The organism is Bradyrhizobium sp. WSM471, from assembly GCF_000244915.1.
In the GTDB taxonomy this organism is placed as follows: Bacteria; Pseudomonadota; Alphaproteobacteria; order Rhizobiales; family Xanthobacteraceae; genus Bradyrhizobium.
Map to the genome: position 1 here is coordinate 1626583 of NZ_CM001442.1, position 24720 is coordinate 1651302.

The 24720-nt window shown below is 57.5% G+C and carries 12 protein-coding genes, 2 pseudogenes and 1 other annotated feature; of the genes and pseudogenes, 8 read left to right on the forward strand and 6 right to left on the reverse strand.

The window, feature by feature from the left end; all coding sequences use genetic code 11:
• Nucleotides 1–176 precede the first annotated feature (176 nt).
• Nucleotides 177–5732, forward strand: coding sequence for a trifunctional serine/threonine-protein kinase/ATP-binding protein/sensor histidine kinase (locus tag BRA471DRAFT_RS07270; protein WP_007605836.1), 5556 nt, complete (start codon nucleotides 177–179; stop codon nucleotides 5730–5732).
• 423 nt (nucleotides 5733–6155) lie between these two features.
• Here BRA471DRAFT_RS07270 and BRA471DRAFT_RS07275 read toward each other — a convergent pair whose 3' ends face one another.
• Nucleotides 6156–6782, reverse strand: coding sequence for an FMN-binding negative transcriptional regulator (locus BRA471DRAFT_RS07275; protein ID WP_007605837.1), 627 nt, complete (start codon nucleotides 6780–6782; stop codon nucleotides 6156–6158).
• An 850-nt stretch (nucleotides 6783–7632) separates the two neighbouring features.
• Between BRA471DRAFT_RS07275 and BRA471DRAFT_RS07280 the strand changes: the two genes are divergently transcribed.
• Nucleotides 7633–8535 carry a right-handed parallel beta-helix repeat-containing protein gene (locus BRA471DRAFT_RS07280; protein ID WP_256379928.1) on the forward strand — a complete coding sequence of 301 codons (903 nt, stop codon included), beginning with the start codon at nucleotides 7633–7635 and terminating at the stop codon, nucleotides 8533–8535.
• Nucleotides 8536–8959: 424 nt separating this feature from the next.
• Nucleotides 8960–9889, forward strand: coding sequence for a TauD/TfdA family dioxygenase (locus BRA471DRAFT_RS07285; RefSeq protein WP_007605838.1), 930 nt, complete (start codon nucleotides 8960–8962; stop codon nucleotides 9887–9889).
• A gap of 718 nt (nucleotides 9890–10607) precedes the next feature.
• Here the strand turns inward: BRA471DRAFT_RS07285 and BRA471DRAFT_RS07290 are convergent.
• The 3 genes from BRA471DRAFT_RS07290 to hemN all read right to left on the reverse strand — a co-directional run bounded on the left by BRA471DRAFT_RS07290 (nucleotide 10608) and on the right by hemN (nucleotide 14914).
• Nucleotides 10608–11867, reverse strand: a complete 1260-nt coding sequence (locus tag BRA471DRAFT_RS07290) for a carbohydrate porin (RefSeq protein ID WP_035973639.1) — start codon at nucleotides 11865–11867, stop codon at nucleotides 10608–10610.
• Nucleotides 11868–13162: 1295 nt separating this feature from the next.
• Nucleotides 13163–13291, reverse strand: a complete 129-nt coding sequence (locus BRA471DRAFT_RS39950) for a hypothetical protein (RefSeq protein ID WP_007605840.1) — start codon at nucleotides 13289–13291, stop codon at nucleotides 13163–13165.
• Nucleotides 13292–13555: 264 nt separating this feature from the next.
• Nucleotides 13556–14914, reverse strand: coding sequence for an oxygen-independent coproporphyrinogen III oxidase (hemN, locus tag BRA471DRAFT_RS07295; protein ID WP_007605841.1), 1359 nt, complete (start codon nucleotides 14912–14914; stop codon nucleotides 13556–13558).
• A gap of 2170 nt (nucleotides 14915–17084) precedes the next feature.
• Between hemN and BRA471DRAFT_RS07300 the strand changes: the two genes are divergently transcribed.
• From BRA471DRAFT_RS07300 to BRA471DRAFT_RS39460, 3 genes and pseudogenes are all read left to right on the forward strand, one after another.
• The gene (locus tag BRA471DRAFT_RS07300; protein WP_007605848.1) at nucleotides 17085–18323 is read left to right on the forward strand and encodes a cytochrome P450; all 1239 of its coding nucleotides are present in this window, start codon (nucleotides 17085–17087) and stop codon (nucleotides 18321–18323) included.
• 740 nt (nucleotides 18324–19063) lie between these two features.
• Nucleotides 19064–19464, forward strand: a pseudogene (locus BRA471DRAFT_RS39455) (IS3 family transposase); the annotation flags it as partial.
• Nucleotides 19343–19455 (forward strand) — a sequence feature (AL1L pseudoknot). It overlaps the preceding pseudogene by 113 nt.
• Before the next feature lie 122 nt (nucleotides 19465–19586).
• Entirely contained in the window at nucleotides 19587–19709 is a 123-nt protein-coding gene (locus BRA471DRAFT_RS39460; protein WP_231171140.1) for a helix-turn-helix domain-containing protein, read from the forward strand.
• 1026 nt (nucleotides 19710–20735) lie between these two features.
• Here BRA471DRAFT_RS39460 and BRA471DRAFT_RS07305 read toward each other — a convergent pair.
• A pseudogene (locus BRA471DRAFT_RS07305) lies at nucleotides 20736–21934 on the reverse strand (diaminopropionate ammonia-lyase).
• 689 nt (nucleotides 21935–22623) lie between these two features.
• The gene (locus BRA471DRAFT_RS07310) at nucleotides 22624–23103 is read right to left on the reverse strand and encodes a LysE family translocator (protein WP_007605851.1); all 480 of its coding nucleotides are present in this window, start codon (nucleotides 23101–23103) and stop codon (nucleotides 22624–22626) included.
• 559 nt (nucleotides 23104–23662) lie between these two features.
• Here BRA471DRAFT_RS07310 and BRA471DRAFT_RS07315 point away from each other — a divergent pair.
• Both BRA471DRAFT_RS07315 and BRA471DRAFT_RS07320 read left to right on the forward strand, forming a co-directional pair.
• Nucleotides 23663–23815 (forward strand): rubredoxin, encoded by a 153-nt coding sequence (locus tag BRA471DRAFT_RS07315; RefSeq protein ID WP_198287892.1) that lies wholly within the window; start codon nucleotides 23663–23665, stop codon nucleotides 23813–23815.
• 62 nt (nucleotides 23816–23877) lie between these two features.
• Nucleotides 23878–24522, forward strand: a complete 645-nt coding sequence (locus BRA471DRAFT_RS07320; RefSeq protein ID WP_007605854.1) for an FMN-binding negative transcriptional regulator — start codon at nucleotides 23878–23880, stop codon at nucleotides 24520–24522.
• Nucleotides 24523–24720: the final 198 nt, after the last annotated feature.

Consider the following 24720-nt stretch of genomic DNA (forward strand, 5'->3'; position numbering starts at 1 on the left):
GCTCGATCGACACGATCGGGCTCTAACATATAGCGTGCGTCCGTTATATTGTGCTTGCTGCGGGCTCTCTTTGGCGGCCATGATCCGGACCCTGCAGCGAATTTTGCGAAGTTCCTTCACAATGGCGCCTCTTATGTGTCAGATTTGGCGCGCGTCTTCTTAGTCTGGTCAGGCAAATGCCGCGCGACCCTCCCAGCCGAACGGTGTTCGGCTCAAATCTCGACAACGACATCCAGCCCCTGTGGAGGGACGGAGGTCGTGTGTTCTGCCGTGCGTGGCGGCAAATCAACGGCAGCAAGGCTGTCGTGCTTCTCGTGCGGCCCACCGCGGAACACCCCGCCACGATCGAGTGCCTCGCCCACGAGTATGAGCTGAGAGAGGAGCTAGATGAGGCATGGGCGGTGCGGCCTCTGGAACTCATCCGGGAAGCTGGTCGTACCATGCTGGTCCTGGAGGATCCATGCGGCGAGCCGCTGCTAAACTTAGTTGGAGTCGGCATGGAGCCTCAGCGCTTCCTGCGCCTTGCTCTCGGTGTCACGAGGTCCGTGGGCAAGCTTCACCGCCGCGGCTTAATCCACAAGGACCTGAAACCCGGTCACATTCTGGTCAATTGTCCTGACGAACAAGTGCGACTCACCGGATTCGGGCTGGCGTCCCGGCTTTCCCGCGAGCGGGTGCCGCTTGAGCCTGCCGAGTTCATCGCCGGCTCGCTGCCCTACATGGCGCCCGAGCAGACCGGACGAATGAATCGCTCGGTCGACTCTCGCAGTGATCTCTATTCACTTGGCGTGATATTCTACCAGATGCTGACCGGCGCGCTGCCGTTCACGGGCTCAGACCCGTTGGAGTGGATTCATTGTCATATTGCAAGAAAAGCAACACCGCCCCTCGAGAAATCGCAAAATGTCCCGGAGCCAATCTCTCACATTGCGATGAAACTCCTCGCGAAAACCGCCGAGGAACGCTACCAGACTGCCGCTGGCCTTGAACACGATCTGCAACACTGTCTGGCAGCATGGGCCAACCATGGTCGCATCGAGCCTTTTGAACTTGGCGCAGACGACACACCTGATCGGTTGATCGTCCCCGAGAAGCTCTATGGGAGAGCCCGCGAGATCGAGACCTTGCTTGGCTCTTTCGATCGAGCGGTGAAGAGCGGCGCGCCGAGGTTGGTGCTGGTTGCCGGTTATTCCGGCATCGGTAAGTCTTCGCTCGTCCAGGAGCTACACAAAGTACTCGTGCCCTATCGCGGGCTCTTGGCATCAGGCAAATTCGACCAAGTGAAGCGCGATGTGCCATATGCGACACTAGTGCAGACCTTTCAGAGCCTTGTGCGTCCTCTTCTCAGCAAAAGTGAGGGCGAACTCGCGACTTGGCGGCAGGCGTTCCGGGAGGCGCTCGGTGGGAATGGACGGCTGATGGTCGAATTGATCCCCGATTTGAGCCTTGTTATCGGCGAGCAGCCCGCGGTTGCTGAGCTTCCAGCCCGCCAAGCGCAAATCCGTTTCCAGCTCGTGTTTCGTCGCTTTATTGGCGTGTTCGCCCGGCGAACCCATCCATTGGTGCTCTTCCTCGATGATTTGCAGTGGTATGACGTTGCAACACTCGACCTGATCGAGGATCTGCTGACCCAGCCGGATCTGCACCTGCTGCTTATTGGAGCTTACCGCAGCAACGAAGTTGATGCAGATCATCCGCTCAAACGCAAGCTCGAGTCCATCGGGAGAGCCGGCCTAAATCTACAGGTGATCACGCTATCGCCGCTCAGCGCAGATGACGTCGGGCAGTTGGTCGCGGATACCCTTCGCTGCGGACCAAAACGCGCTGCCCCGCTTGCGAAGTTGGTGCATCAGAAGACGATGGGCAATCCGTTCTTCGCCGTTCAATTCTTGTCTGAACTAGCCGGAGAGCAGCTGTTGACGTTCGATCACGTGTCGGCGCGCTGGCGTTGGGATCTGCAGCGAATTCACGCAAAAGCGTACACCGAGAACGTCGTCGATCTGATGCTCGGCAAGCTCATCCGGCTGCCCAAGGAAACGCAGGAAGCTCTGCAACAGCTGGCCTGTTTCGGCAACATCGCCGGGACGGCGGAGCTTGCGATTGTGCTCGAAATTCCAGAGGAGCAGGTGCACGCGACCGTGTGGCCGGCAATCCGGCAGGAACTGATCGTGCGGCATGGGACAGCCTACCGCTTTGTCCACGATCGCGTTCAAGAGGCGGCCTACTTGCTGATGCCGGAATCCTCGCGCGCTCCTTCCCATCTGCGGATCGGTCGGATGCTCGCGGCACACATCCCTGCGCACAAACGCGAAGAGGCCATCTTCGACATTGTCAGTCAGCTCAATCGAGGCGTCGCGCTAATCGCTTCCGGTCAGGAGCGAGAGCAGCTCGCCGAGTTGAACTTGATCGCAGGGCAGCGTGCCAAGGCCTCGGCGGCCTACGCCTCGGCGCTAGCATATTTCACCGTCGGTGCTGCGCTGCTCGCGCCCAATTTTTGGCAAAGGCGCCGCGAGCTCGCGTTCGCACTCGAGACCAGCCGGGCCGAATGCGAATTCTTGGTAGGACAGCTGGAGATTGCAGAGCGTCTCTTGTCCGCACTGTCGAAGCGAGCTTTGAACGGGCCACAACGAGCAACGGTCGCATGTTTGCGGGTCGATCTTTACTTGACGCTAGGTCAGCACGGCCGGGCAGTGCTCATAGGTCTCGAATATCTTCGCGACGTCGGGATCGAGTGGTCGCAGCGTCCGACGGACCAGGAAATGCTGGCCGAATATCAGCGGATGTGGTCACAGCTGCCCGACGCAATCGAGGATCTTGCTGGTTTGCCTCGAATGACAGACCAGGCCACGCTTGCCACGCTCGCCGTGTTGACGCGGATTCTTCCGGCTGCAGGTTTCACGGACGCCAATTTATCCGCTTTAGTGATCTGCCGAGCGGTCAGCATCAGCCTCGAATACGGCAACACTGATGCTTCCTGCGCCCATTACGCATGGTTAGGCCGAATCTCGGCCGGACGCTTCGGTGACTACCAAGCGGCCGATAAATTTGGTCGTCTTGCTTGCGACCTGGTTGATCGCGGCGAGTTCTCTCGTTTTCGGGCTCACGTCTATTTGGCCGTCGGAGGCACCGTGATCCCGTGGACGAAGCCGCTTAGAGACGGCCGAGTTTTGATCCGGCGAGCTCTCGAAGCCGCGGTCAGTAGCGGTGATGTCATCTATGAGGCGTACAGTTCGGTCCATCTAACCGGAAGTATGATGATGGCCGGAGATCACCTGAAAGAGGTACAGAACGAGTTAGAGAAAAGCGCTGCTACGATCCGGAACAGAAAGGTACAATTTGCTGCTGAGGCGGTAGCCGCTCAGCTCGCAATCGTCAGAACCATGCGCGGCCTCACGCGCTCGCTCGGTTGCTTCGACGGCCAACAATTTGACGAGCTAGACGTTGAACGATCGTTGGCAGGAGGTCCGGAGTCACCCAGCGAAACCGTTTACTGGATCCGCAAACTTCAGGCGCGCTTCCTATCCGGCGATTATGCTGCGGCTGTTGAGGCTCGCTCGAAGGCCGAGCCCAAACTATGGACCATACCAACAGAGCCCTTGACCGCGGAGTTTCACTTTTATGGTGCGCTGTCTCACTCGTGTTATTGCGACGGGTTGGGCCAAGGCGAACAACAGCCACACCGAGATGTCATTGATGCTCATTACAGGCAACTGCAGACATGGGCGACGAATTGCCCCGACAACTTCGAGAATCGGGCTGCCTTGGTCGGCGCTGAAATTGCGAGGTTAGAATGCCGGGATGCAGACGCAATGCGACTGTACGAACACTCAATCCAAACCGCAGGACGTAACGGTTTCCCCCACCACGAGGGGATCGCTTGTGAACTTGCTGCGCGCTTTTATGCTGCACGCGGTTTTGCCAGGATCTCCCGGGTTTACCTGCAGGACGCGCGGCGCGGCTACCTTCGTTGGGGAGCGGATGGTAAAGTGCGTCAACTCGAGGAGCTGCATCCGCATCTCATGCATCAGGAGCCCCCGCTTGCCGTGAATGGCATGACGATCGGAGCTCCGGTTGAGCAACTTGATCTGGCGACGGTGATCAAAGTGTCGCAGGCGATTTCCGGCGAGATTGTGCTTCAGAAGCTAATTGACAAGCTTATGCGGACTACCATTGAGCAGGCCGGCGCCGAAAGAGGTGTGTTGATTCTGCTGCATGGCGGCGAGCCACGGATCGAAGCGGAAGGCAAAACGGTAGCAGATGCGCTCGTTATAAAGGTGGATGAACAGCCCGTAACTCCGATGGCTCTTCCCGAATCCGTGCTGCATTTCGTGCTACGTGTCCGCGAAAACGTGGTTCTCGAAGATGCTGTCGTCCAGCCTTCATTTGCCGAAGATCCTTATATCCGGGAGCGCAAAGCGCGTTCTATTCTTTGCCTGCCACTGATCACGCAGGGCAAGCTGATCGGCGTACTTTATCTGGAGAATAATCTCGCCCCGCGCATATTCTCGGTTGCCCGAACATCAATGCAGAAAATGCTTGCCTCTCAAGCTGCAACAGCGCTCGAAAACAGCCGGTTGTACAGCGAAGTTCAGCAACGGGAGGCGAAAATCCGGCGCTTGCTCGACGCTAACATCATCGGAATCTTTATCATTCACGAAGGGGGCGAGATCATCGAAGCAAATCAAGCCTTCCTCAAGATGGTTGGATACGAGCAAGAAGATCTCCTCGCAGGCCGAGTGAACGGTCTCGATCTGACGCCTCCAGAATGGCACGAGCGCACAATGGATGCTCACACAGAAGCAAAAAGGACCGGAGCTGTTCAGCAGTTCGAGAAAGAGTATGTTCGGAAGGATGGCAGTCGCGTGCCAGTGCTCGTTGGCCTCGCCGTGTTCGATGCGCGAGAGAACCAAGGTGTTGGCTTCGTCCTGGACCTGACAGAACGAAAGAGAGCGGAAGCGGAGGCCCGTGAAAGCGAACGGCGCTATCGCGAGACTCTGATGGGCCTTGCACACGCCAATCGGATCACGACAATGGGACATCTGGCCGCCTCGATCGCGCATGAGGTGAACCAGCCGATTGCCGCGATCAGCAGTAATGCGGGGGCGGGGCTAAATTGGCTCGGTGCTCAACCGCCAAATCTGGAAGAGGTTCGGCAGACCTTCGGTTTGATTGTTCGTGACAGTATGCGCGCAGGAAACGTGATCCGTCGGATCCGCGCTCTTATGAACAAAGCGCCCATGCAAACCGAGCTTCTTGCAATTGACGAATTGATCTTAGAGGTGTTGGCCCTAGTCCGCGCGGAACTTGTACAAAATGACGTGTGGGTGCAAACCCGACGGCCTGAGGCTTTGCCGCTCGTTCGGGCAGATCGCGTTCAGGTACGGCAGGTGATTCTTAATCTGATCACGAATGCCATCGAGGCTATGAGCGAGATCAACGAAGGCGAGCGCGAATTACTGATAACGACGCGCACAGATGGCTCGAATAATGTATTGGTCAGCTTTCGGGATACAGGTCCAGGACTCGATCCAAACAGCGCAGACCGCATGTTCGAGGCGTTCTACACCACCAAGTCAGAAGGCATGGGCATGGGGCTGGCCATTTGCCATTCCATTATTGAGGCGCATGGGGGCCGGATGTGGGCGGGCGCCAATGATCCTCACGGGGCCGTCTTTCAGTTCAGCATGCCGGTTGCGCCGGAGGGCGTCGATCAGGGGAAACAGGTTTCTTGAACGTCTTAGGCCGAACTCGAGGTCGAAGGGCGGTCGGGAGCCCCGATCATCGCGACAGAAGTGAGGTGCGCGACCTTGCAAAGGTGAGACATTCGCGTTTCTTGCTGCCCGTTGGGGAGTGTGCGCGACCGCATACCGTCGTGAACTGTCAGAGAATCTGCAATCTGACCGCAATGTCAGAAGACGTTTGGAGGGCTCCTTGCAAATCTCTTGAGACTTGCAAGGCATAAAAGCTGGAATTGGCTAGCAGCTTGGGCGTCCGCGGTTGCCGCTCGCGGACGCCGCGCGTTCCTGTCCTGTGTAAAGCACCTGCCGGGAGCAGAAACCCGCCGCAAGTGCGTGGTTGTGCAGAAGGAGAGCAGTCGAGGAAGTGGAGGAAATCCACGTGACACCGGGTCATTTACAATACGTCGATCGGGTTCGTCATCCTTTCGGAATGAGGTGAGCCGCACGACGGTCTTCCTCACGTTCGCTCTTGGACAAGCCCTCGATGACGCCGGCGCGATCCGCGGCATTGCGGTTCTGGCTCATCTTCCGTGTGCCATCTAGCCGTGTAATTTGCAATCGCAGGCCGATAATCCCCTCGAGCTCCGCCTTGATGAAATCGGGAGGTGCGTCCGAGATCGCCCAGGGGTGTTTGCTTGAGCGCTCATGTACATCGGTCAGCCGCGTGACTACCTCGCGGACCCGATCGGAATCCTCGAAGAACTCAACTGGTCCGTAGGCATGCACAGCGACATAGTTCCACGTTGGTACGGCCTCGCCTCCCTCGTGCTTGGTCACGTACCATGAAGGGCTGATATAGGCCTCCGCCCCAGCGAAGATTGCCATGGCCTCTCCGGTTGGTGTCAGCTTCCACTGCGGATTAGCACGCGCCACGTGCGCGTAAATCGTCCCCATCGAGCCTGCGCTCTCGTCGAGTACTACGGGCAGCATCGTTCCAACAAGCCCGTCGTGAGTGGCCGTGATCAGTGTCGCCGTCCGTGCCTCGCGCATTGTCCGTTGAAGGTCGGCGATATCGAGAAGTTGGAAGCAGGACGGCGTGTACATCAGTAAAGCTCCCAGGCAGCCCGACGGAAACCGGGCGACTCATGATTTGAACTGCGGTACGCCTCATTCGGGATCGCAGGAACAGCCAGGTTTGGTAGTTGCATTCCGGGGCGTGCTGGTCCCTGAGGGCAGCTAGCCCATCAAGCGTCGAAGGCGCAAATCAAAAAGCGCGGTTGCAAGCTGGTCAAGCCGTTGCTTTCGAGCCGTGCGCGTTACGGTGAAACGTGGGATAGGATCTTGCTTTCATTCTGACCGCGCTCCATCGGCCGTGAGCCGCTCAATGGCTACCCAGGTCGATTCCACCTGGCACACTGCCTGCGGCTGCACACCTCGACTGTTGTTTAGCATGCTTCCGATGTTACCAGCTGCCTTATTGACGACGATCTAATGGCGTTAACGCCGCATGCGGATGGCCCCGTCTAGTTCAGCATTTCGGCTCGAAAATTCAAGTTGTCGTGCGGAATTGCGGAGGTAAGAGAGAGCATATGCCTATGAAACACACGGTGGAGCACATCAAGCGTCGTTGCGCGTGCTCGGCGGGCTTGCTGCCGTCCTCGGCGTCTTGTCCGTGCTCGGACCGAACGATGTGCGATGCGAGGCCATCAAGGGCTTTGGCTCTGCAGCGACGGGCGGGCTGGGAGGCGAGATAGTTCAGGTCAGATCAACCAAAGCTCTGAATTATGAGTTATGTCGGTCGTACAGCTTCGGCCAGTGCAATGACCATACTCCGCGTGAGATCCAGGTAATTTGAACCATAGACTTTACCGGTACGGAGGGGCGAGGCGAAGGGCAGGGATGCCAACACGGCCGTGCCTGTTCGGTACCTTACAAGCGTGAGTCCCTTCTTCTTATCGATGGAAACGACGCGCATTGCGATGGCAAGGAGAAGACGTCGGTCGTCTTCGACAGGGCCGGCAGGCGCCCGCTGGAAATTGGCTCAAACAAAACGGTGATCGGCATTGGCTCGACCGCTACAATCAAAGGGAAGGGGCTGCGCCTGAATGGGGTCAGCAACGTCGTTATTCGCAACCTGACCATCAGTGATATCAATGAAGGCGTGATATTTGCCGGCGATGCTATTGCAATTGCACGAGCCGACCTGGTGTGGATCGATCACAACCGATTTCACAATATCGGGCGTCAGATGATTGCCGGCGGCTTTGGCCCCACGACGAATATTAGGCTATCCTGGAACGACTTCGATGGCAGCGATATCTATTCCTCCTATTGTAACGGGGAGCACTATTGGAACCTCCTGTTTCTTGGTGTCCCGCAGACGATCACTATCGCAAATAACTATTTTCATGAGATCTCGGGGCGGGCGCCGCACATTGACGGTGCGCAGGCCATTATCCATCTCGTTAACAATTACTTCCACAACACGAATGCGCAACACAGCGGCGGATTTTTCCATGCAGTGGATGCTGGATCGTCTGTGCAAGCACTCGTCGAGGGTAATTACTTCGACAACATTGAAACACCTATAACGATCGGTAGTGGGCATATCTTTGCCGTCTTAGGCAAAGACACCGGGACAATGCCGGGCATCTGCCTCACTGCCCTCGGACGTCGGTGCATCGAGAACATCGCGATCCCAGTGCCGCGGATCAATGGCTTTCGCGTGGATGAAACCGTAATTATAATTCAATTTGGGGCTCTTCCAATGTCATCTATTCCTCTTCCATTTCCAGCGGATGAAGTTCCGGCAGTGATCGCGGCCAGGGCAGGTCCCGGACACCTTCAGAGCCGGTGATGGCTCGTTCGCATACGCGGCTCGTATTTGGCCGATTGCTGCAAACAGTTGGGAAGGTGCCATACTGCACGAGAACGGCACGCACGGCTCGCTGCTCAAAGTTGCACGAAGCCGTATGGCGCGTTTCTGTTCGGGTACTGAGCGGTACAATTCCTCTCGGTGTTGCGTGCCTTTCGCCCCCGGACCCGGGGCGCTTGCCTCAGAGTTTTCACCTCTGGTGTATTCGCGGATTCGGATTGCAAGAGGATCGAGGTGCCATCGAGCTCCTGGCAAGCTGTTCGGATCATCGACCCGACGTTCACAGCTCGTGTCCGACTGGCATGGTGCTTGCTCAAGAGTACCCGCAGCGCGAGCTTCGTCATCGAAAGCGAGTGAGATGCGCCCTCGTCTGCTTGAACAATCCGCAAAACTTGGAAAAATTGCAATGAAAGAAACGGCTTCGACCGAGCGTGTCATTCCAGCGACCGACGTCGTCAAGCGCGCCGCGCGCATCGGTGTTGAAATTAGAAATATCAAACTTTCGGGTGATTTGCCGAGCCAAACCGTCGCTGCAATCAATAGCCTGCTGCTCGAACATAAAGTGATCTTCTTCCGCAATCAGGGGCATCTTGATGACGCGGAGCAGGAGCACTTTGCCGCTTGTTTGGGAAAGCTGGTGCCGCACCCAACACTCGGTACGATCAATGGAACGACCTCGATCATCGAGCTTGATTCCGCGCGTGGAGGTAGCCGAGCCGATGTATGGCACACCGATGGAACCTTTCTAGCGGCGTATCCCAAAGCTGCGGTGCTGAGAGCTATTGTGATCCCATCGTCGGGCGGCGATACAATTTGGTCGAATGCTGTGGCGGCCTACCTGGATCTGCCGCGGCCGCTCCAACGGCTTGCCGACGAACTCTGGACCGTTCACAGCAACGCCTTCGACTACGCCGGGACCTGCCGTGTTCGCGAAATCGATCAGAAGCATTTTGATGAGGTCTTTACCAAAACGATCTTTGAGACGGAGCATCCGGTGGTCCGTGTACATCCCGAGACCGGCGAGCGCGCGCTGGTGCTCGGCGATTTGGTGCAAAGGTTTATTGATATCCCAAAACGCGACAGCCAGAAGCTGTTTCAACTATTCCAGTCCTATATCACGGCGCCCGAAAATACCGTGCGCTGGACCTGGAAAGAAGGCGATGTCGCGATTTGGGACAACCGCGCAACACAGCATTATGCCGTTAACGATTACGGTGACCAGCATCGCGTCGTTCATCGTGCCACACTCGATGGTGACGCGCCCGTCAGTGTCGATGGTCGATGCAGTGTGACGCGCCTCAAGACGACGAAGCACGCGTCCACGAAAGTTGCCTAGCAGGGCGCGGCAAATTCACATAATGCACTGGCCTTGTCGCATGTTCGCGCGAATAGATGTTTGCGAAGAGAAGTTAAACCAAGCAGAACGCCACGCGCAATTGGGTGGGAGGAGCTAACGCGCGCGCAGACCCGGGAGGCGACCTCCTTGCTGAAGTAAGATGCTCAAGCTCATCTCGTCCAGCCGAAAATGATTCAGCGCCGAGGGCGCAAGTCATCTGGCCGCGTCCGGTTGACTTGCCCACGGAAGGGGGTGCGTTTCCGCCAACCTTGCGCATCGCCCTTCGGACGACGGCACGACCGTCGGACAGACAGGGCGCGATTGCCGGAGCTGGCTGAATTGTGGCATCTGTGTCGCGGTTCCACTTACCAAGTCTCTTCGCGGGAATCTCCGAGGGCACGATTTCGGCGTTGTCATGGCAGAGTAAGAGCTCGGACGCGAGTCTGACAAGTTGCAGGAGCAGCGAACGGGAAGCAATGTCACTGCCGCAAGAGGATACGACTTTTGCGCGATACGGCGCCGGTCTAGCGCTCTAGACCGACCAAGCTACCATTCCCAACAGCAGGCTACCTTGGGCGTGCCTAAATTCACGCGGTACCCGGCCTCGCGCCAGGAGCACAGAGATAGCAAAACGCCGCGATCAGCGGCCCAAGCCGTTGAAAGGGAACGATTGTGATTTCGACTACATGCCGGTGAATTCACGCCCAGTCCTGAGCCTTTAGAAGAATACCGACGTAGATACTAATATATTCAGGGCGTGTCCGGTTTGCGGTGTGTAGGTGATGCTTGTTGGGTGATTGATGTAGGTCAGTCCGACGGTTGTATATATCCCGGGCGCCAGATGCGCCGTGTACAGTCCTGAAATTGCTGTACTGTCGCGGTGCGCCAGCTGCTCTTTTGCCAGTGCAGCGTCCACCGCGACATGGCTCCAGATGGTATTGCTGACAACAAGACTCATCTGATCTGTGGGCCGGCTGTCCAATAGGCCCTTCGCATAAAGGCGAATCTCGTAGTATTGACTAGCTCTATTTAGGTCAGGCGGAGCATACATTGCAGAGAGCCCGCCATAGACTCCGCGAGATGCCGAGCCGTGGACGGCAGACTGCCAGAATTGCCTGTCCGCACCTACATAGTAGACGCTGTTGGCCTTGGTCGTCGCTTCTGTCGGATGCTGCAGGTCCGTGTAGCTGCTGTTGTTGAAGCCCGCGCCAGCCCGCAGCCAAGTCTCCATTACACCCGGAGTAGGCTTGTTCCTGTAGGAAAGCTCATCAAGCAAAAGAATGCCTGCGTCGCGCGTGCTCCAGTTCAAGCCAGTGGGATTCTCGCTTACATGCGCATATTGTCCTGCTGGACTGACCGAGCGCTGGATTGAGAGTTTGTTATATAGGCGATCATCAAAATTGTACTTCAGATTAAGAGCCGGCGTTGGCGCCCAATTGTTGCTCATGCCGGCTTGGAACAGCATTCTCGATGAGGGTCCAAACACTTTGTCTCCAGCGCCCGCAAACTCATGTTGGTTCCTGAGGTAGCCCAGTTTCAGTTCGATCCTTCTGTCGAATAGCGTTTGATAGTAAGAAACTGCATTGAGGCCCAGCCGATCTGGCCCAGCGCTCTGCCATGTCCAGTGTTGATGCTCGGCTCCGACCACGATCTGACCATCGGGAATTCCAAGCCGAGCGAGGTCATAAGTCACGATCATAGAGTTGACCGTACTAAATGTCGGATTCTGGCCGACATATTGCTGATTGGCGATGGTGCTTCTGGCGGCGTTGCCGAGTTCATTGTCGACAAACGTGTTTAGCGTCCAGCCAGCAAATCCAATCCCGAGATCCGAAAATTGGGATCTGACAGAAGCTGTATCCTGATCTATCGTGTCCGCAGGACCAGGAGCAGTGAAAGCGCCACCTCTTTCGCGAAGCTTCTCGAATTTTGCGAATGGGTCGATCGGCTTTTCAATTCTGCTCTTGGCCATCTTCATGGCGACGTCACGCTTTGTTGTGGTCGTAGCTGTTTTTGGCAAGGAGCTCCTAGAAAGGCGCGCTGCTCCCTTGGGCCGCCCGCTTCGGAATGTCATGGCCGGATCCGAAATTGTTCTGCTTGTTGCCTCAGCGAGCTCATCAGGGCTGGGGCTTCTTGGGCCAGAGATCTCGCCGCTCGGCGCTGCCGAACTGCTGGCGAGACTAGCTATCAGACAAAGGACAATACGGCCTCCTGGCTTCGCAGTTGGTTCAGACATGAAAGCAACGACGCCAGCCAGATATGCTTGCGTGGATAGCGGCGTTATAACGCAACGATGCATGGTGATTTTCGCGCCCATCGATTTGAATAAAGTGCACTTCCACCTGACGGCCTAGAGCGGATGTCAAATCCTGTCCCTGAATGCGGTGGGAGACGCTTGACACCAGGCGGCCTCTCTATGTCAGCGAGACCGCTCAACCTTGCGCGCTATCACCACAGCGGCGCCGCTTGGCCTACGTGTGGGTACACAGCGCAAAACAACCCAGTCGCTCGATCGCTAATCAAGGCGAGCTTCTGCTGGACGGTGTCGACATTAGCGGGCTGCTCGGTGTGCGCGTTCGCTAGCAAGAGATTGGTGGCCGATACACGGAGGCCAGGGACCTTGCGACAAACCCTCTGCCAAAACGAAGAAAAATTGTTTTCAACAGAGAGCAGCGGCAATAGCGGAGCTCGCAGAACAACACGCCCGATCCAAGAAACGCCGCTCGCAGCTCGGTCGATGGGATGAAGCACAGGCAGGCAGAAGGGGCTAACATCCTTGGCGGCCCGTAAGCTCGCCGCCCCAAACCCTCGAGTGGCTCTCATGGGAAGATGGAGGGCACGATTGGAGACAGTTTGATACCTGGAGACAACGAGGCAAAACATCCATCAGCTCCATTGATCGATGAAATCTATATCGCGCGGCGACTTCTTATGTGGCCCGAGCGAATTTCACCGCCACTGACTGGCATGTGTCCGTCGTCTCCATCAATTGCTAGGTTTGGTAGTTGACTGAGCGGGAGGTCGGCTGTCGCTGCGTGAATCGTAGCTAATGTGTCGCTCGAACCCACAGCCCCGGCGTTCACGGCCGATCGATATCGCAGCGTCGGCGGGCGAATTCTAGGCGCTCGCTTCGATCCACGTCGCGCGAAGCTCTTACAGGGAACGATCTTTTCGAAGACGGTGATCCCGCCGGATCTGGTTGTAGTTGTGGCGCTCGAATATCCTTTGCGCCGTATCACGCATGATTTCGGCGGCCACCGGCGGAGCCAAGGGTCAGATGTCCTTGTCCACCCGGACGGGCTCGATGAGGGTTTTCGATACGGAAGTCGCTAAACGGTCATCATCTCCGACGACATAAGATGGTCCGTTCTCGATCTCCAGTTGATTGGCTGCGTCGCGCATCCAATCGTCGTCCCCATCGAGGTCCGTGGCTATGAAACTTGTCGAGATGTATGGTCATGCTGCTTTTAGCGAGGAGCGTTGTTGTCGGGGCGTCCATTTCCCGGCAGTAGTGCGTCCAGCTTGTCTTTGCGGCGCGGTCAGGGCGGCTCTCCGCCCCACAGCTTCGCACGGCGTCGTTGATCGATTTGGAGCTGGTTGTGAGTGTGCCAGGTGAGCGACCGCATTCCTCAGGCTTCCTGGCGCGTGCAGCAAAACGTGATCATTTCATCCAATCATTGCGTTGGCTGGTCTGAACAGAGGGGGCGCGAAGAAACAATCGAATGCGGCTGCCACGGCCCGGGTGAGAAAACGATGCTCCGGCCTCACGCGGAGGAATCCCTTTTCCATTTCGACGATCCCATCGTCAGCGAGCATTGCCAAGCGTTCGCCTGAACCGAGCAAACCGACCGGGTCAAATCCATGAGCAACGCAAATTGCCGGCACGTCCACCTCGAAATCGCACATTAGCCGCTCAATGATCGCGGCCCGGACGCGGTCTTCAAGGCTGAGACAGTAGCCCTTTGACGTCGCCAGACGGCCGGCGTTGATTTGGCCGCTGTAGGAACCCGCCGTAACTTCGTTCTGGACGTAGCCCTCGCCAAGCCGGCCGATCGCCGACGGTCCGAAGCCGATCACTTTATGGCAGGTGTCGGCCGAGTAACCGAGTGAATTCCGCCGCAGGCGACCGGCTTTCTGCGCCAGCGCGAGCTCATCGTGCGGCAAGGCGAAATGGTCGAGTCCGATCTGGCGGTAGCCCGCTGCAGTCAGTGTATTGGCCATCGCGGCTGCTTGTTCTGCACGGGCATGGCTGTCTGGCAGCGCTGCCTCGTCGATCAGGCGCTGATTCTTCTTGAAGGAAGGAACGTGCGCGTAGCCGAACACCGCAAGCCGGTCTGGTCGCATTGCCAGCGCCGTTGTCGCGGTCTGAACGCAGGACTGCACCGTCTGATTTGGCAGCCCGTAGATGAGGTCGAAGTTGACGCGCATTATTCCATGCTGCCGCAGCGACTGGACAACGCGCTCTGTTTGTGCCTCACTCTGGACCCGGTTGATGGCTTTTTGGACAATTGGATCGAAGCTCTGGACGCCGAGGCTCGCGCGGTTCACGCCGGCAGCCGCCAATCCTTCGCATGTGGCGAGCGTGAACGTGCGCGGGTCGATCTCAACAGCAATGGCGGCCGTGTTCGAAATCGCAAAGCGGCGGCGCAGAAGCTCCATCAACCGCCGGAATTCCGTTGGCTCGATGAGGGTCGGCGTTCCACCGCCGAAGTGGACGTCGCTCACAGGCAGCGGTTGCGCAACCTGCGCCGCGACCAAATCGATCTCCCTACGAAGAACCCCCAAAAAGTCGAGGATAGCAGAATGCCGGCGAGTGATGCTTCGAGCGAAGCCACAATACCAGCATATCGATCGACAGAACGGAATGTGGAAATAGAGCGACACCGATTGATCAAGCGGCAGCTGCTGCAGCCATCTCTCACAGGCGTCGCCGCCGACTGCTTTGGAGAACTGGGCTACAGTTGGATAGATGGTGTACCAAGGAAGGCGAGCATCGTAATACGTGCTTAAGATCGAGGTCTGCAAGGATTGTTATCCCATGTTTACGAAGTTTTCCGTCGCAAGCGAATTGTCTTGCATCCCTTTGCTTGCCAAGGGCGATCGGGACTGTCGCTAGACAATTGGGAGCTTGCGTGACGGCCGATCTGCCGAAGAAACGCGCTGTCGGATAACAATCCGCTCCCCTCGGACACAGAGAACAAGTTCTGCAAGCGAGATACTCGAATTAACACGGCCACGGCGGGGTCCCCAATTCGTCCGCCTCGATAATCTTTGATCTTCGGCAACGAGATGCCCACCAGGGCCGTTTAAGCTGCTAGAGCTCGAACTTCTCCACGATTTGACTCGTGCGAGGTTCAATGACCAACATTGATACGGTCCCGTATTCTCCATCAACTGACAAGGTTGGTAGTTGATTCTGCGTGGCGTATTCCCCATCGGTCCAGGAATAATGGGTCCGCTTGGCTCCGTCCCGGTATGTAGTGAAATTCGCCAATGAAGGGATTGTCGGTGGGCGTCTTCGTGGATCCCTCGCAGAAGAAGTCCTTTCATGCGTCCGTTACTCGGCGGCAATATTGCTACGAGCGAAACGTTTCCTATCGGCGGCTCTCGCGCAGCTGGCGTGAGGAAATGAGCCGGGTGGGTGAGCGAGAACGGATGGGTGCAATTGAACAGCCGGCCGCCTCAGAGGCGCCGCCGGTTTTGCACAGACGTCAAGGCACCTACGTTGGGGGTAGCCGTTTTCGTGTATCTGCGCACCGCAGGAGCCGACCTTTTAAGCGACGTCAGGCAATATCTCGCGAGGGCAGCTCGTCAAGCCGCTCCAACGCTAAGCATGGCGCCGCCCGACGACAGGCGATTTTATCGGAGGTTCTTTCGGGAGAACAGGCGAGCGATCGAATAGTGGAGCTATCTGGTACTCACCGCTTCACCTTCTTCCGTTTCATCTCCGCCGTCAGCTCAAACCTATCGAAGCCGGCGAGGAAACTCGCGCCTTCGTCTAACCCAGAAGGTCCGATCACAGTCGGAGCACCACCGGGCTCACCCCCTGACACGTCGTACCTCGATGATTTGCCGAGTGTTCAGTCCCAGTCCAGCTCTCCACACGTCGGTCGCAGATATCGAAAGTGGTTGAGGATCAAGCGGCTTCACCCGGGCTCGTGTAGTGCGTTGGGCGCGGCATTGTGCCGAAAGTTCCAAACACCGGCGCAAACGAGGACGCCGGGCGCTTCCCAACAACGCATACCCGAAAACGAGGCTCAATAAGCAGAACGCTCTCTTCTCTCCAATTCAGCGCATCCGGCCTCTTGAGATTGGATGACTTGATGTACGATCGAGCCCTCCTGCCGCGAACGTTCTACTGGACGCCACTGTTCGTCGGATAGGCACAAATCGCGCGAAACCAAATAGCCCCAATGAGCCGACTACGGCGGCCTAGACCCGGGAGATCGCGGCGCCGATAGCTCTAGACGGTATTCCTGACCGCCTCAGCTAGGATTGCGTAAAGATGCCGCTTGCTCATTTCCTGAGGCCGCGTTTCTAGCGCCTTTTGCGGCAGCTTCTTTCGGACGCGACCGCGGCGGGCAGCCATCGACGTCGGCCCTCGCTTGGGGACCGATCTAATCTTGAGTTTTGCTGTTGGTGGCTTGTGACCTCGAGTGAGACCCAACCGAGTCAGCCTGCCGCAGACGGCTTGCGACTGCACTCGAGATGACCCGCGATCTGCGCGGCACTCTGTCCCTCGGACCAGAGCTGTTTCAGGTGTGCCAATTCTCTTCTATTCCAGCGCATGGAAGATACTTTGTTGCCAGTTCGGACGTCCGTCGCCTCGCGCAATGTAAGTGGTCGAGTGGCAAAGGGGCTGCCTGCTCGAGAAAATGACGACAAGCGTCTGGGTGCCACAGCTGCGAGTGCTTGCGGCTTGATGTTGACTACCACAAAGGGCATGTCCGCGCGCCTCCCAATCCTGATAGGGGAGCTTCGCTCGTCTTTCCATTATTCTTCGACAGGGACCGAACCAAAGTCCGTAACATGATTTCAGATTTCGGAGCTCGCGCGAAGTCCAGCCATGAACATGCGTGACACATCGTTAGTGCATCGCCCAAGCTCGTCGTGTTCGAGCAAGCTTCCCCGCGAACTCTAGACAGCGCACTCAGCTGATCCAGCAAAATTGCAGGCCAATGTCAGCGAGACAATCATGACAGCGTTATCGACAGAAAGCGCCTGCGAGAGCACTGACATCCCGCTGAGTCGCCTTGATGTAAGCGAGCCCAAGCGCTTCGAGGATGATACCGTTTGGCCTCATTTCGAGCGGCTGCGAAGGGAAGATCCCGTCCATTATTGCGAAAACAGCCCATACGGACCATATTGGTCGATAACAAAATACCGCGACATCATAGCCGTGGACTCAAATCACACAACATTCTCATCAGAGCGAAGCGTCACAATAGTCGACCCGCCGGAGGAGTATTGGACCCCCAGTTTTATTAAAATGAATCCTCCTCTCCATGCTCAGCAGCGTAAGACTATCAGTCCGATAGCGGCATCGGAGAACTTGGCAAATCTTGAAGGCTTGATCCGCTCGCGGGTTCAGAAGATTTTGGACGGTTTGCCGCGCAACGATACCTTCAACTGGGTCGACAGGGTCTCGATCGAGTTGACGACCCAAATGCTGGCCACGCTGTTCGATTTTCCATTTCAGGATCGCTGGTTGCTGACCTACTGGTCGGACGTAGCTGCCTTGACTCCACAAATGGGCGACCAGATCGACAGCTGGGAAAAGCGAAAGGTGGTGCTGTCGGAGTGCCTGGACTATTTTACGCGGCTTTGGAGCGAACGGGTCAATTGTGAGCCGCGCGGTGACCTGATCTCGATGATGGCGCATTCACCGGCGACCCGAAACATGGAGCCCCGCGAGTTCCTGGGCAACCTCATACTGCTGATTGTTGGAGGTAACGATACTACGCGCAACTCAATTACCGGGGGCGTCTTGTTCATGAGCCAAAATCCATCCGAAATGCGAAAACTCCGGGATGATGCTTCGCTGGTGTCCGGCGCGGTATCCGAGATTATACGATACCAAACCCCCATTGCACACATGCGCCGGACCGCTGTGGACGATTTCACGATAGGCCACAAGCGAATCAGGCGAGGCGACAAAGTTGTGATGTGGTACATCTCTGGCAACCGAGATGACGAGGTCATTGCGAGAGCCAACAGCTTCATCATCGATCGGGAAAATGTACGGCAACATCTCTCTTTCGGATTTGGGATTCATCGCTGTGTGGGTAGGCGCCTTGCCGAGCTGCAGCTGAAAATCCTGTGGGAGGAGATGCTGAATCGATGTTTGGAGGTAAATGTGGTCGGCGAACCGGAGCGAGTTCAATCGAATTTTGTGCACGGTTATTCCGCACTGCCGGTGCAGATCCCAGGTTAGTCTCGGCTGCGGCCGACCTTCAACACTGTCATGCCGTTCAGAGCCGGCGGTTGGGAACGACTTTCTGGAGACCAGTTCTCTAGCTAAGTTCACCGGCGTTGCGTGACGGGCTTACGGTTGTTTCGAAGGTTGCGGGCAGGGGCCGCTATCGCGTCGAGATTTCGGCCGGGCGGCTACGATACTCATCACGGCCTGCTGGAGCCGGGCCAGCGTTTCAAAGTCTAGGGAAGCAGTCCGTCCAGTCGATGAACTGAATGACCAGACGGGCCATACGAGGGGGGCTCACTTCATGTGAAGACGAGGACAACCAGGCTCGAGCAGAGTAGCGCAAATCCGGCTGCGGTCAGCCCGAGGAAACTGCTGGAGACAAGATCATGACTGCCCATGAACGACCTCTGCGGCGAGGAATAGAGATCGGCAATCGCCGCTCCGCTTCCCTTTCTGGCCAATCTCGGCATTGTTATTCAAATGAGCCGGATAATTCCTGCTGGTCTCGGGGCAGAGCGCACTTTTCCAGCAAGATCGAGCGACAGTTCGCCGCGTTCCGGCGGGCATCCTCGTTTTGTGCTTCCGTGGTTGCAAACGGATCGCTCCGCCAGAAGCTGAGTAGACCAGAGCATCTTGACAGCACAACTCACTCAAATCGTGCCGTCAGCGTTTGAGCGCTTGCAGGATTGAGCGCCCATCTGAACCGCCGCCGCGGGTTTGGCGGAGGCTCCAAGTCTTGAGAAGGTGGAGGCGTGACAAGCAAAGACGACAAATGTTCACCCGAGGCCCGAGCCCGAGGGGTTCGTATAGCTCTGTATCAGGCCAACGAGCACAGGTCGCGCTGGACGACGGTGACTTCCATTGCGGCCAAGATTGGCTGCACGCGCAGACCTTGCATGACTGAGTCAAGAAGGTCGAGATCGACGGTGGGCAGCGGGCCGGCGTTCCGACCGAGCTGGCCGAGAAGACCAAGGCTCCGGACTGGAAGAACCGCGAGCGTCGCCAGCCAACGAGATCCTGCGCAAGGCAAGCGCCTATTTTGCGACGGCGGAGCTCGACCGCTGGTTCAAGCCATGATCGCATCGAGGATGATCGTGCGGCGCGTGGGGTTGAGCCGATCTGCAAGATGTTGCCGATCGCCCCCTCGACCTACCGCGGAAGCAGATTATTCCGAAAGGCGGGCGACATGCCACCAGCGTGTTCAGATCTTCGGCAAAAGCTGTCTCGGGGCAATAGCTCTCATTGGTAGAGCGCGAGGAGATCGCGCCTCTCAAGGTGCAGGGCCAATCGATCCAACAGATTCGACGTCGCCTGGTGCGGGCTGATTCGACAGTCTCGCGTGAACTGCGGCGCAACGGCCGCCCGCGCCGAACCAGAGGGCCATGGCCGCCCATGTGAGGACCATAGCGCCCGCGTGAGGCTCGCTCAGGGAAATGCGGTTGGCGAGAGCCCGGAAATCCGAGCCGTACGGGACGATTCCGTCCTCCTCGCAATGAGACGATTCGAACGCGGCGCGATCGTTTCGAACGCAAGCGCCGCGCAAATTGCGAGGATACCAAGCCGCGTCAAACCATGAATTCACTTCTGCACGCGAGAGGCTTTTAACCGCTCGACAAATGTGCGCTATACCGACTGCATAGAGGGCACTAGCCTTATCGCATTATCCCTCGAAAGGAGAGATGGAGCGTGAGCGAATTTACGGGAGAGGTTCAAGCGAATATGGGCTGGTCTTGGATCAGGTCTGTGCGGGACTGCCGAATGGCGGTGACCACGAGAGCCGTCGGTATGTGGCTGAGCAACTGATCCAAGCGGTGCGGGCGGGAAAAACGACTCTGGGGGAGCTGACCTCTGCGGGACGTCGCGCTGTCGTCTATCTGAAGAATGCGCCGAAATCAGCCTAGCAGTCCCTTGTTGCCGGCCCGATCTGCCCTGCGTTCGCTCGCAGGCAACCGCGTACCCGACAGACCTCGTGGCGTTAGGGCACATTGACGGGTGGCATGGGCGCCGTCGGGCGCGGCACGAACGCGCTTTGGTGGTGGCCGGGTGCCGCCAATATGATCGCGAAAGCCGTGAGAACGATCAGGAGTCCACGCATATCGACAGATTACTCTAAGAGCTGTATCGCAATTATGAAACGGCTCATAGCCGGTGTGCCGAATCAAGAAGAAAATGAAGCTGTTGTATCATTCGATGAGGCGAACGCGGTTGGACTGCAAAGCGCCAAAGTCATAGCGCTTGTTCTTGCGGCAAGACGGCAAAGCCATGCCTTTTGTGCCGAAAACGTGCGTACGGGCCTCGTTGGAAGCAGAAATCTGCGGCGGATTTCAATCGTAGGATCAATCGCTGGATGCCTTCGTTCTTGGCCTTCTCTTGGGCTTTCGTCCCCGTCACGAGTTCACCGAACGGGCCGCGGATCATGAGCGTCTAGGCCTCCAAGCTTCTCCTGACCACTTGCGACAGAGACTGACCCACGAGCTGTTGTAAGCGCCAGGATCCGTCGCGCCTCGGTATTGATGAGAAAGACCCGTGCGTCAGGTTCAAGACCAATCAAGCGCGCGAGGTCGAATCGGCAGCAACTTTCAGCAACCCTGCCAGACCAACCCCGCCACTTTCGCCTGCAACGATAGCCGGATCACCGTCCTGGGGATTGGCCAAACAGTTCATAACCCCGACGGCCTCCTCGTCATCGACAATCATAAAAGCGTCGGCTGCGCGCGAAAGGATGCGCCAAGCGACGAGCGAAGGTTCGTAGCACTCGAGCATCGCCATCACTGTCGGCTGCCCATGAGCTACCTTGACGCGATGCCCGGTTCGAGCGCTTTCAAACAGGCACGCGGCGCGCGATGGATCGACAACCGTGAAGGACGGGCGACTATCACCTAACAACACCGAAAAAGGTCCGGCGACCGCTGCGGCAGGTCCACCGACTCCTGACTGGGCGAAGACGTGGGTCGGAGGTTCGGGCAACTGTCGTAGTGCTTCAGTCAGGAGCGCGGTATATCCCTGCATTACCAGATCAGGATACACTCGTAGCTCGGCCACGACGTGTAGACACCGTGATCCAGCCGTTCTCTGCGGCAACTCGGGATGCTTCGGCAACGGAGTCATCGTAGTTGCCGCTGACGCGGATCATCTGCGCGCCATGTCGGACGATTGCTGCGCTACGCTGATCGCTGACGCCCGAGTGAATGAATATAGCGCAGTTCGCCCCCCACTAGCTGAGCGCCGTGCGCTACGAACCTGCCATGATGGCCGTCCGTTGGCGCAGGATACCGTCATCCCCCGTGCTACGGCCTTCACCTCAGGTGCGTGAAGCTCCGAGATGTCAATAGCCCTGCCGAGGCGCGGAGTTGCTGCTTCTAAGACGGGCCGGATGACGGCATAGGAGCCGCCCAAAGCCTTGAAACTGCCAAGGCCGAGCCGGTGACCCTCGTCGGTGATTGGACCGAGCCCACGCCAATCTCGTTGGCGAGGCCCGGCAAAGAAATCAGCGCTGTTTCCTTGTGGCCATTGCGATATCTAAGAAACCGCTCCACCTCGCACGCAGCTTCGCGACTCAGCATGTTCGCATCCGCACTATCCAAAGGCGCCCGGTGGTCAGTGCGATTGTTAAGAAGCAACATGGTTCGAGTTAGCGCAGATCTAAGCATCGCGGCGATGCGCTTGCCGAAACACTAGCGGCAATCCCAGCGATGTCACGCCTTCTCGCTAATCCGCAAGAAATGGGAGGCCGCTCTCGATGACGACCCTGACGGTGCTCAGGATCGGGCGGGTGATGCCTGATGTTTGAAGATCCGGCAGGAGGGCGTTGCGGCCATCGCTCACCCGTTCCCGGCTGCACTCCTCGTTTCGAGCACGAGGAAGGATGACGATTTCTAGGCCGTGGACACGAACTCGGTCCTCATCACGTACCCAGATCCAGCAGCATGAGAAGAAAAGGCAGCAGAGGCAAGCGCGTTGGATTGCAGTGGCGGGCCTTGCTCCCGGCCGGTTGATGCGTGCCTTCATGTTCTGCCGGCCCGGACGGCCAAAGCGCGGCCGAAGTCGAACCAGCATCGACGCTGGTCGTGATCCCGTTGCACGGTGAAGCAAGGACCTCCGATGGCAAGGCGTCCTTCGTAGCCGAATGGAGACTCTGCGCGCTATTCGAGCGCTTAAGTTCGGCAGCGTGAACTCGTGCGCCGTGCGAAGAGTAGCGTTGGCCCCAGCCCGCAGATGATGGCGCCTGATGCCTGTCGCGCCTGAACGAAGAATGAGGGCCTTTATGCAAAGCCATCCCTCGTCTTCTGTCCCCAATAGGTCACAATCAGGTCTACGCTCGTGTTGAGTGCGAGCGAAATGAGCCCAGGACGATGAACTGCATGTTGACACTCCCAGATGGATCGACGAGTTGCGGGATGAACACGAGAAAGCATGCGGCTGTCTTGGGGTCGGGCGCCTCTACGACGATGCCCTGGCGAAAAGCAGAATGCGCATCTGTCGTCTGCAATTCTATCGGATCGACGCTTGCCTCGCGCCACGCCTTAATCCCGAGCCAGATGAGATATAGGCCTCTGGCGATCTTTAGGAAGGTGAACGCTTGTGCGCTTGCGACAACACGGGCAGACAGACCGACGGTGCCGCCGAAAACGTGGACAAGCCCTCCGGTACCCAGGCCAACGCTCGATGCGAGCCCTTCACTTCTGCCGCCAGCAAGCGTGCGGGCCACAATATAGAAGAGAACCTGGCCCGGCGTGACCACCACAAACAATGCCACCACCAGGAACAAAAAGAACGTATGCGAGTTGAACATCGCTCGACCCATTATCGTTTCAACTGGCGTTAGTGGTGCCAATCTTCGTGCATGATGGCTAGACCCGTTTCACGCCCGAGTGCAATTGCAGAAAGCTCAGGACTGCAGCGGCCGTGTGGCTCGCTACAAAGCCATTTGTAACCCGGCCGGCCGGCCGCTGGACGGTTCTGGCTCATTTGCGCTCTTGTCGGAAGATGGAATGCACAGCCGACGCCTCGCAGGCCTTTGCGCCGACGAAAGCGGTGGCGCGTGACTGAGCGACCCAAGGCTTCGCGGTCATGGCTGTCCAACAGTCGGATGACCAGTTTCGGCTGCTCGAAGAAGGAATGCACGTCTTCTCTGAGAGATATTCCTGCTGCCGGGGTTGACGGCCTTGACCAGAACCAGAGGACGTCAATCTGGTACAGCAAGAATGCCGCAGACTGGCTCTATGGAAGGAACCAGTTCTGGCCTACATCGGTGTCATGAATGCTCCACAGCATAGGCGACCGAGATGAGCAATGAAAGCGCTCACCTGCACTCTGAAACAGCGATCGGCGCACCGGTTTACAAGACCTGGATGTGCGCGCTCTGCGGGGTTGTTTACAGCGAGCGGGAGGGATGGCCGCACGAGGGCATTCCGCCGGGCACTCGCTGGGAAGACGTCCCCGACGAGTGGATCTGCCCCGATTGCGGCGCAGACAAGAGTGAATTCCAGATGACCGAGGTCTGAACGAAATCCCGTTGATGCTGCGAGCAGCGTGCGCGGCATTCATCAATTGCCAGGGAGCTAGCATGTACGTCCCCCCACATTTCGCCGAGTCGCGCCCCGAGGCGCTTCACGATCTCATCAACAAAAATCCTCTCGGTATCCTCTTTACCAACGGGAAGAGCGGGCTCGACGCAAATCACCTACCTTTCGAGTTGCATGCGAAGGAAGGGCAGCAGGGCGTGCTTCATTCACATGTGGCTCGCGCAAATCCCATTTGGCAGGATATCGCCACGGGGAGCGAGGTGCTGATCGTATTCCGCGCCGGGGATGCCTACATCGCGCCGAACTGGTATCCCAGCAAGGTCGAGTTCAAGAAGCAGGTGCCGTCCTGGAACTATATGGTGGCTCATGTGTACGGACGCGTGACGATCCGCGACGATGAGCGTTACGTTCGTGGCATGGTCGCGCGGCTGACGCGCATCCATGAGGCCAAGCAGGCCGATCCTTGGAAGATGACTGACAGCCCCAAGGACTACATCGACCTGATGCTGAAGATGATCGTCGGAATCGAGATCGAGATCACACGACTCGTTGGCAAGTCGAAGCTTAGTCAGAATAAAGAGGTCCGGGACATTCTCGGTGCAGGGAACGCGCTCAAGGCCCAGGGCAACGATGTGATCGGCGATGCAATGCTGGCCGCCGCTGTGGCCAAAGCGGAGGAGGCCTGATTCATATCCGACGGAGCGACATGCTCGGAGAAATCGTGGCGCAACGACCTACTTGTGATCCTCGGGTATGGCGGGGCCAAACCCATCGGCGGCCCTGCCCAAGCATGGATAATGTCATTTGCCCTACGATCGTTTCCCGCTGGCGAAAGCTGTAGTTGGACTCAAAACTGGAGATCAGTGCGCGTTTTTCCCGGCGCG

Coding starts and splice junctions, on each gene's coding strand:
- BRA471DRAFT_RS07270 (WP_007605836.1), top strand. CDS start 177: ATGCCGCGCGACCCTCCCAGCCGAACGGTGTTCGGCTCAAATCTCGAC.
- BRA471DRAFT_RS07275 (WP_007605837.1), bottom strand. CDS start 6,782: ATGTACACGCCGTCCTGCTTCCAACTTCTCGATATCGCCGACCTTCAA.
- BRA471DRAFT_RS07285 (WP_007605838.1), top strand. CDS start 8,960: ATGAAAGAAACGGCTTCGACCGAGCGTGTCATTCCAGCGACCGACGTC.
- BRA471DRAFT_RS07290 (WP_035973639.1), bottom strand. CDS start 11,867: ATGAAGATGGCCAAGAGCAGAATTGAAAAGCCGATCGACCCATTCGCA.
- BRA471DRAFT_RS39950 (WP_007605840.1), bottom strand. CDS start 13,291: ATGCGCGACGCAGCCAATCAACTGGAGATCGAGAACGGACCATCTTAT.
- BRA471DRAFT_RS07300 (WP_007605848.1), top strand. CDS start 17,085: ATGACAGCGTTATCGACAGAAAGCGCCTGCGAGAGCACTGACATCCCG.
- BRA471DRAFT_RS07310 (WP_007605851.1), bottom strand. CDS start 23,103: ATGTTCAACTCGCATACGTTCTTTTTGTTCCTGGTGGTGGCATTGTTT.
- BRA471DRAFT_RS07315 (WP_198287892.1), top strand. CDS start 23,663: ATGTGCGCGCTCTGCGGGGTTGTTTACAGCGAGCGGGAGGGATGGCCG.
- BRA471DRAFT_RS07320 (WP_007605854.1), top strand. CDS start 23,878: ATGTACGTCCCCCCACATTTCGCCGAGTCGCGCCCCGAGGCGCTTCAC.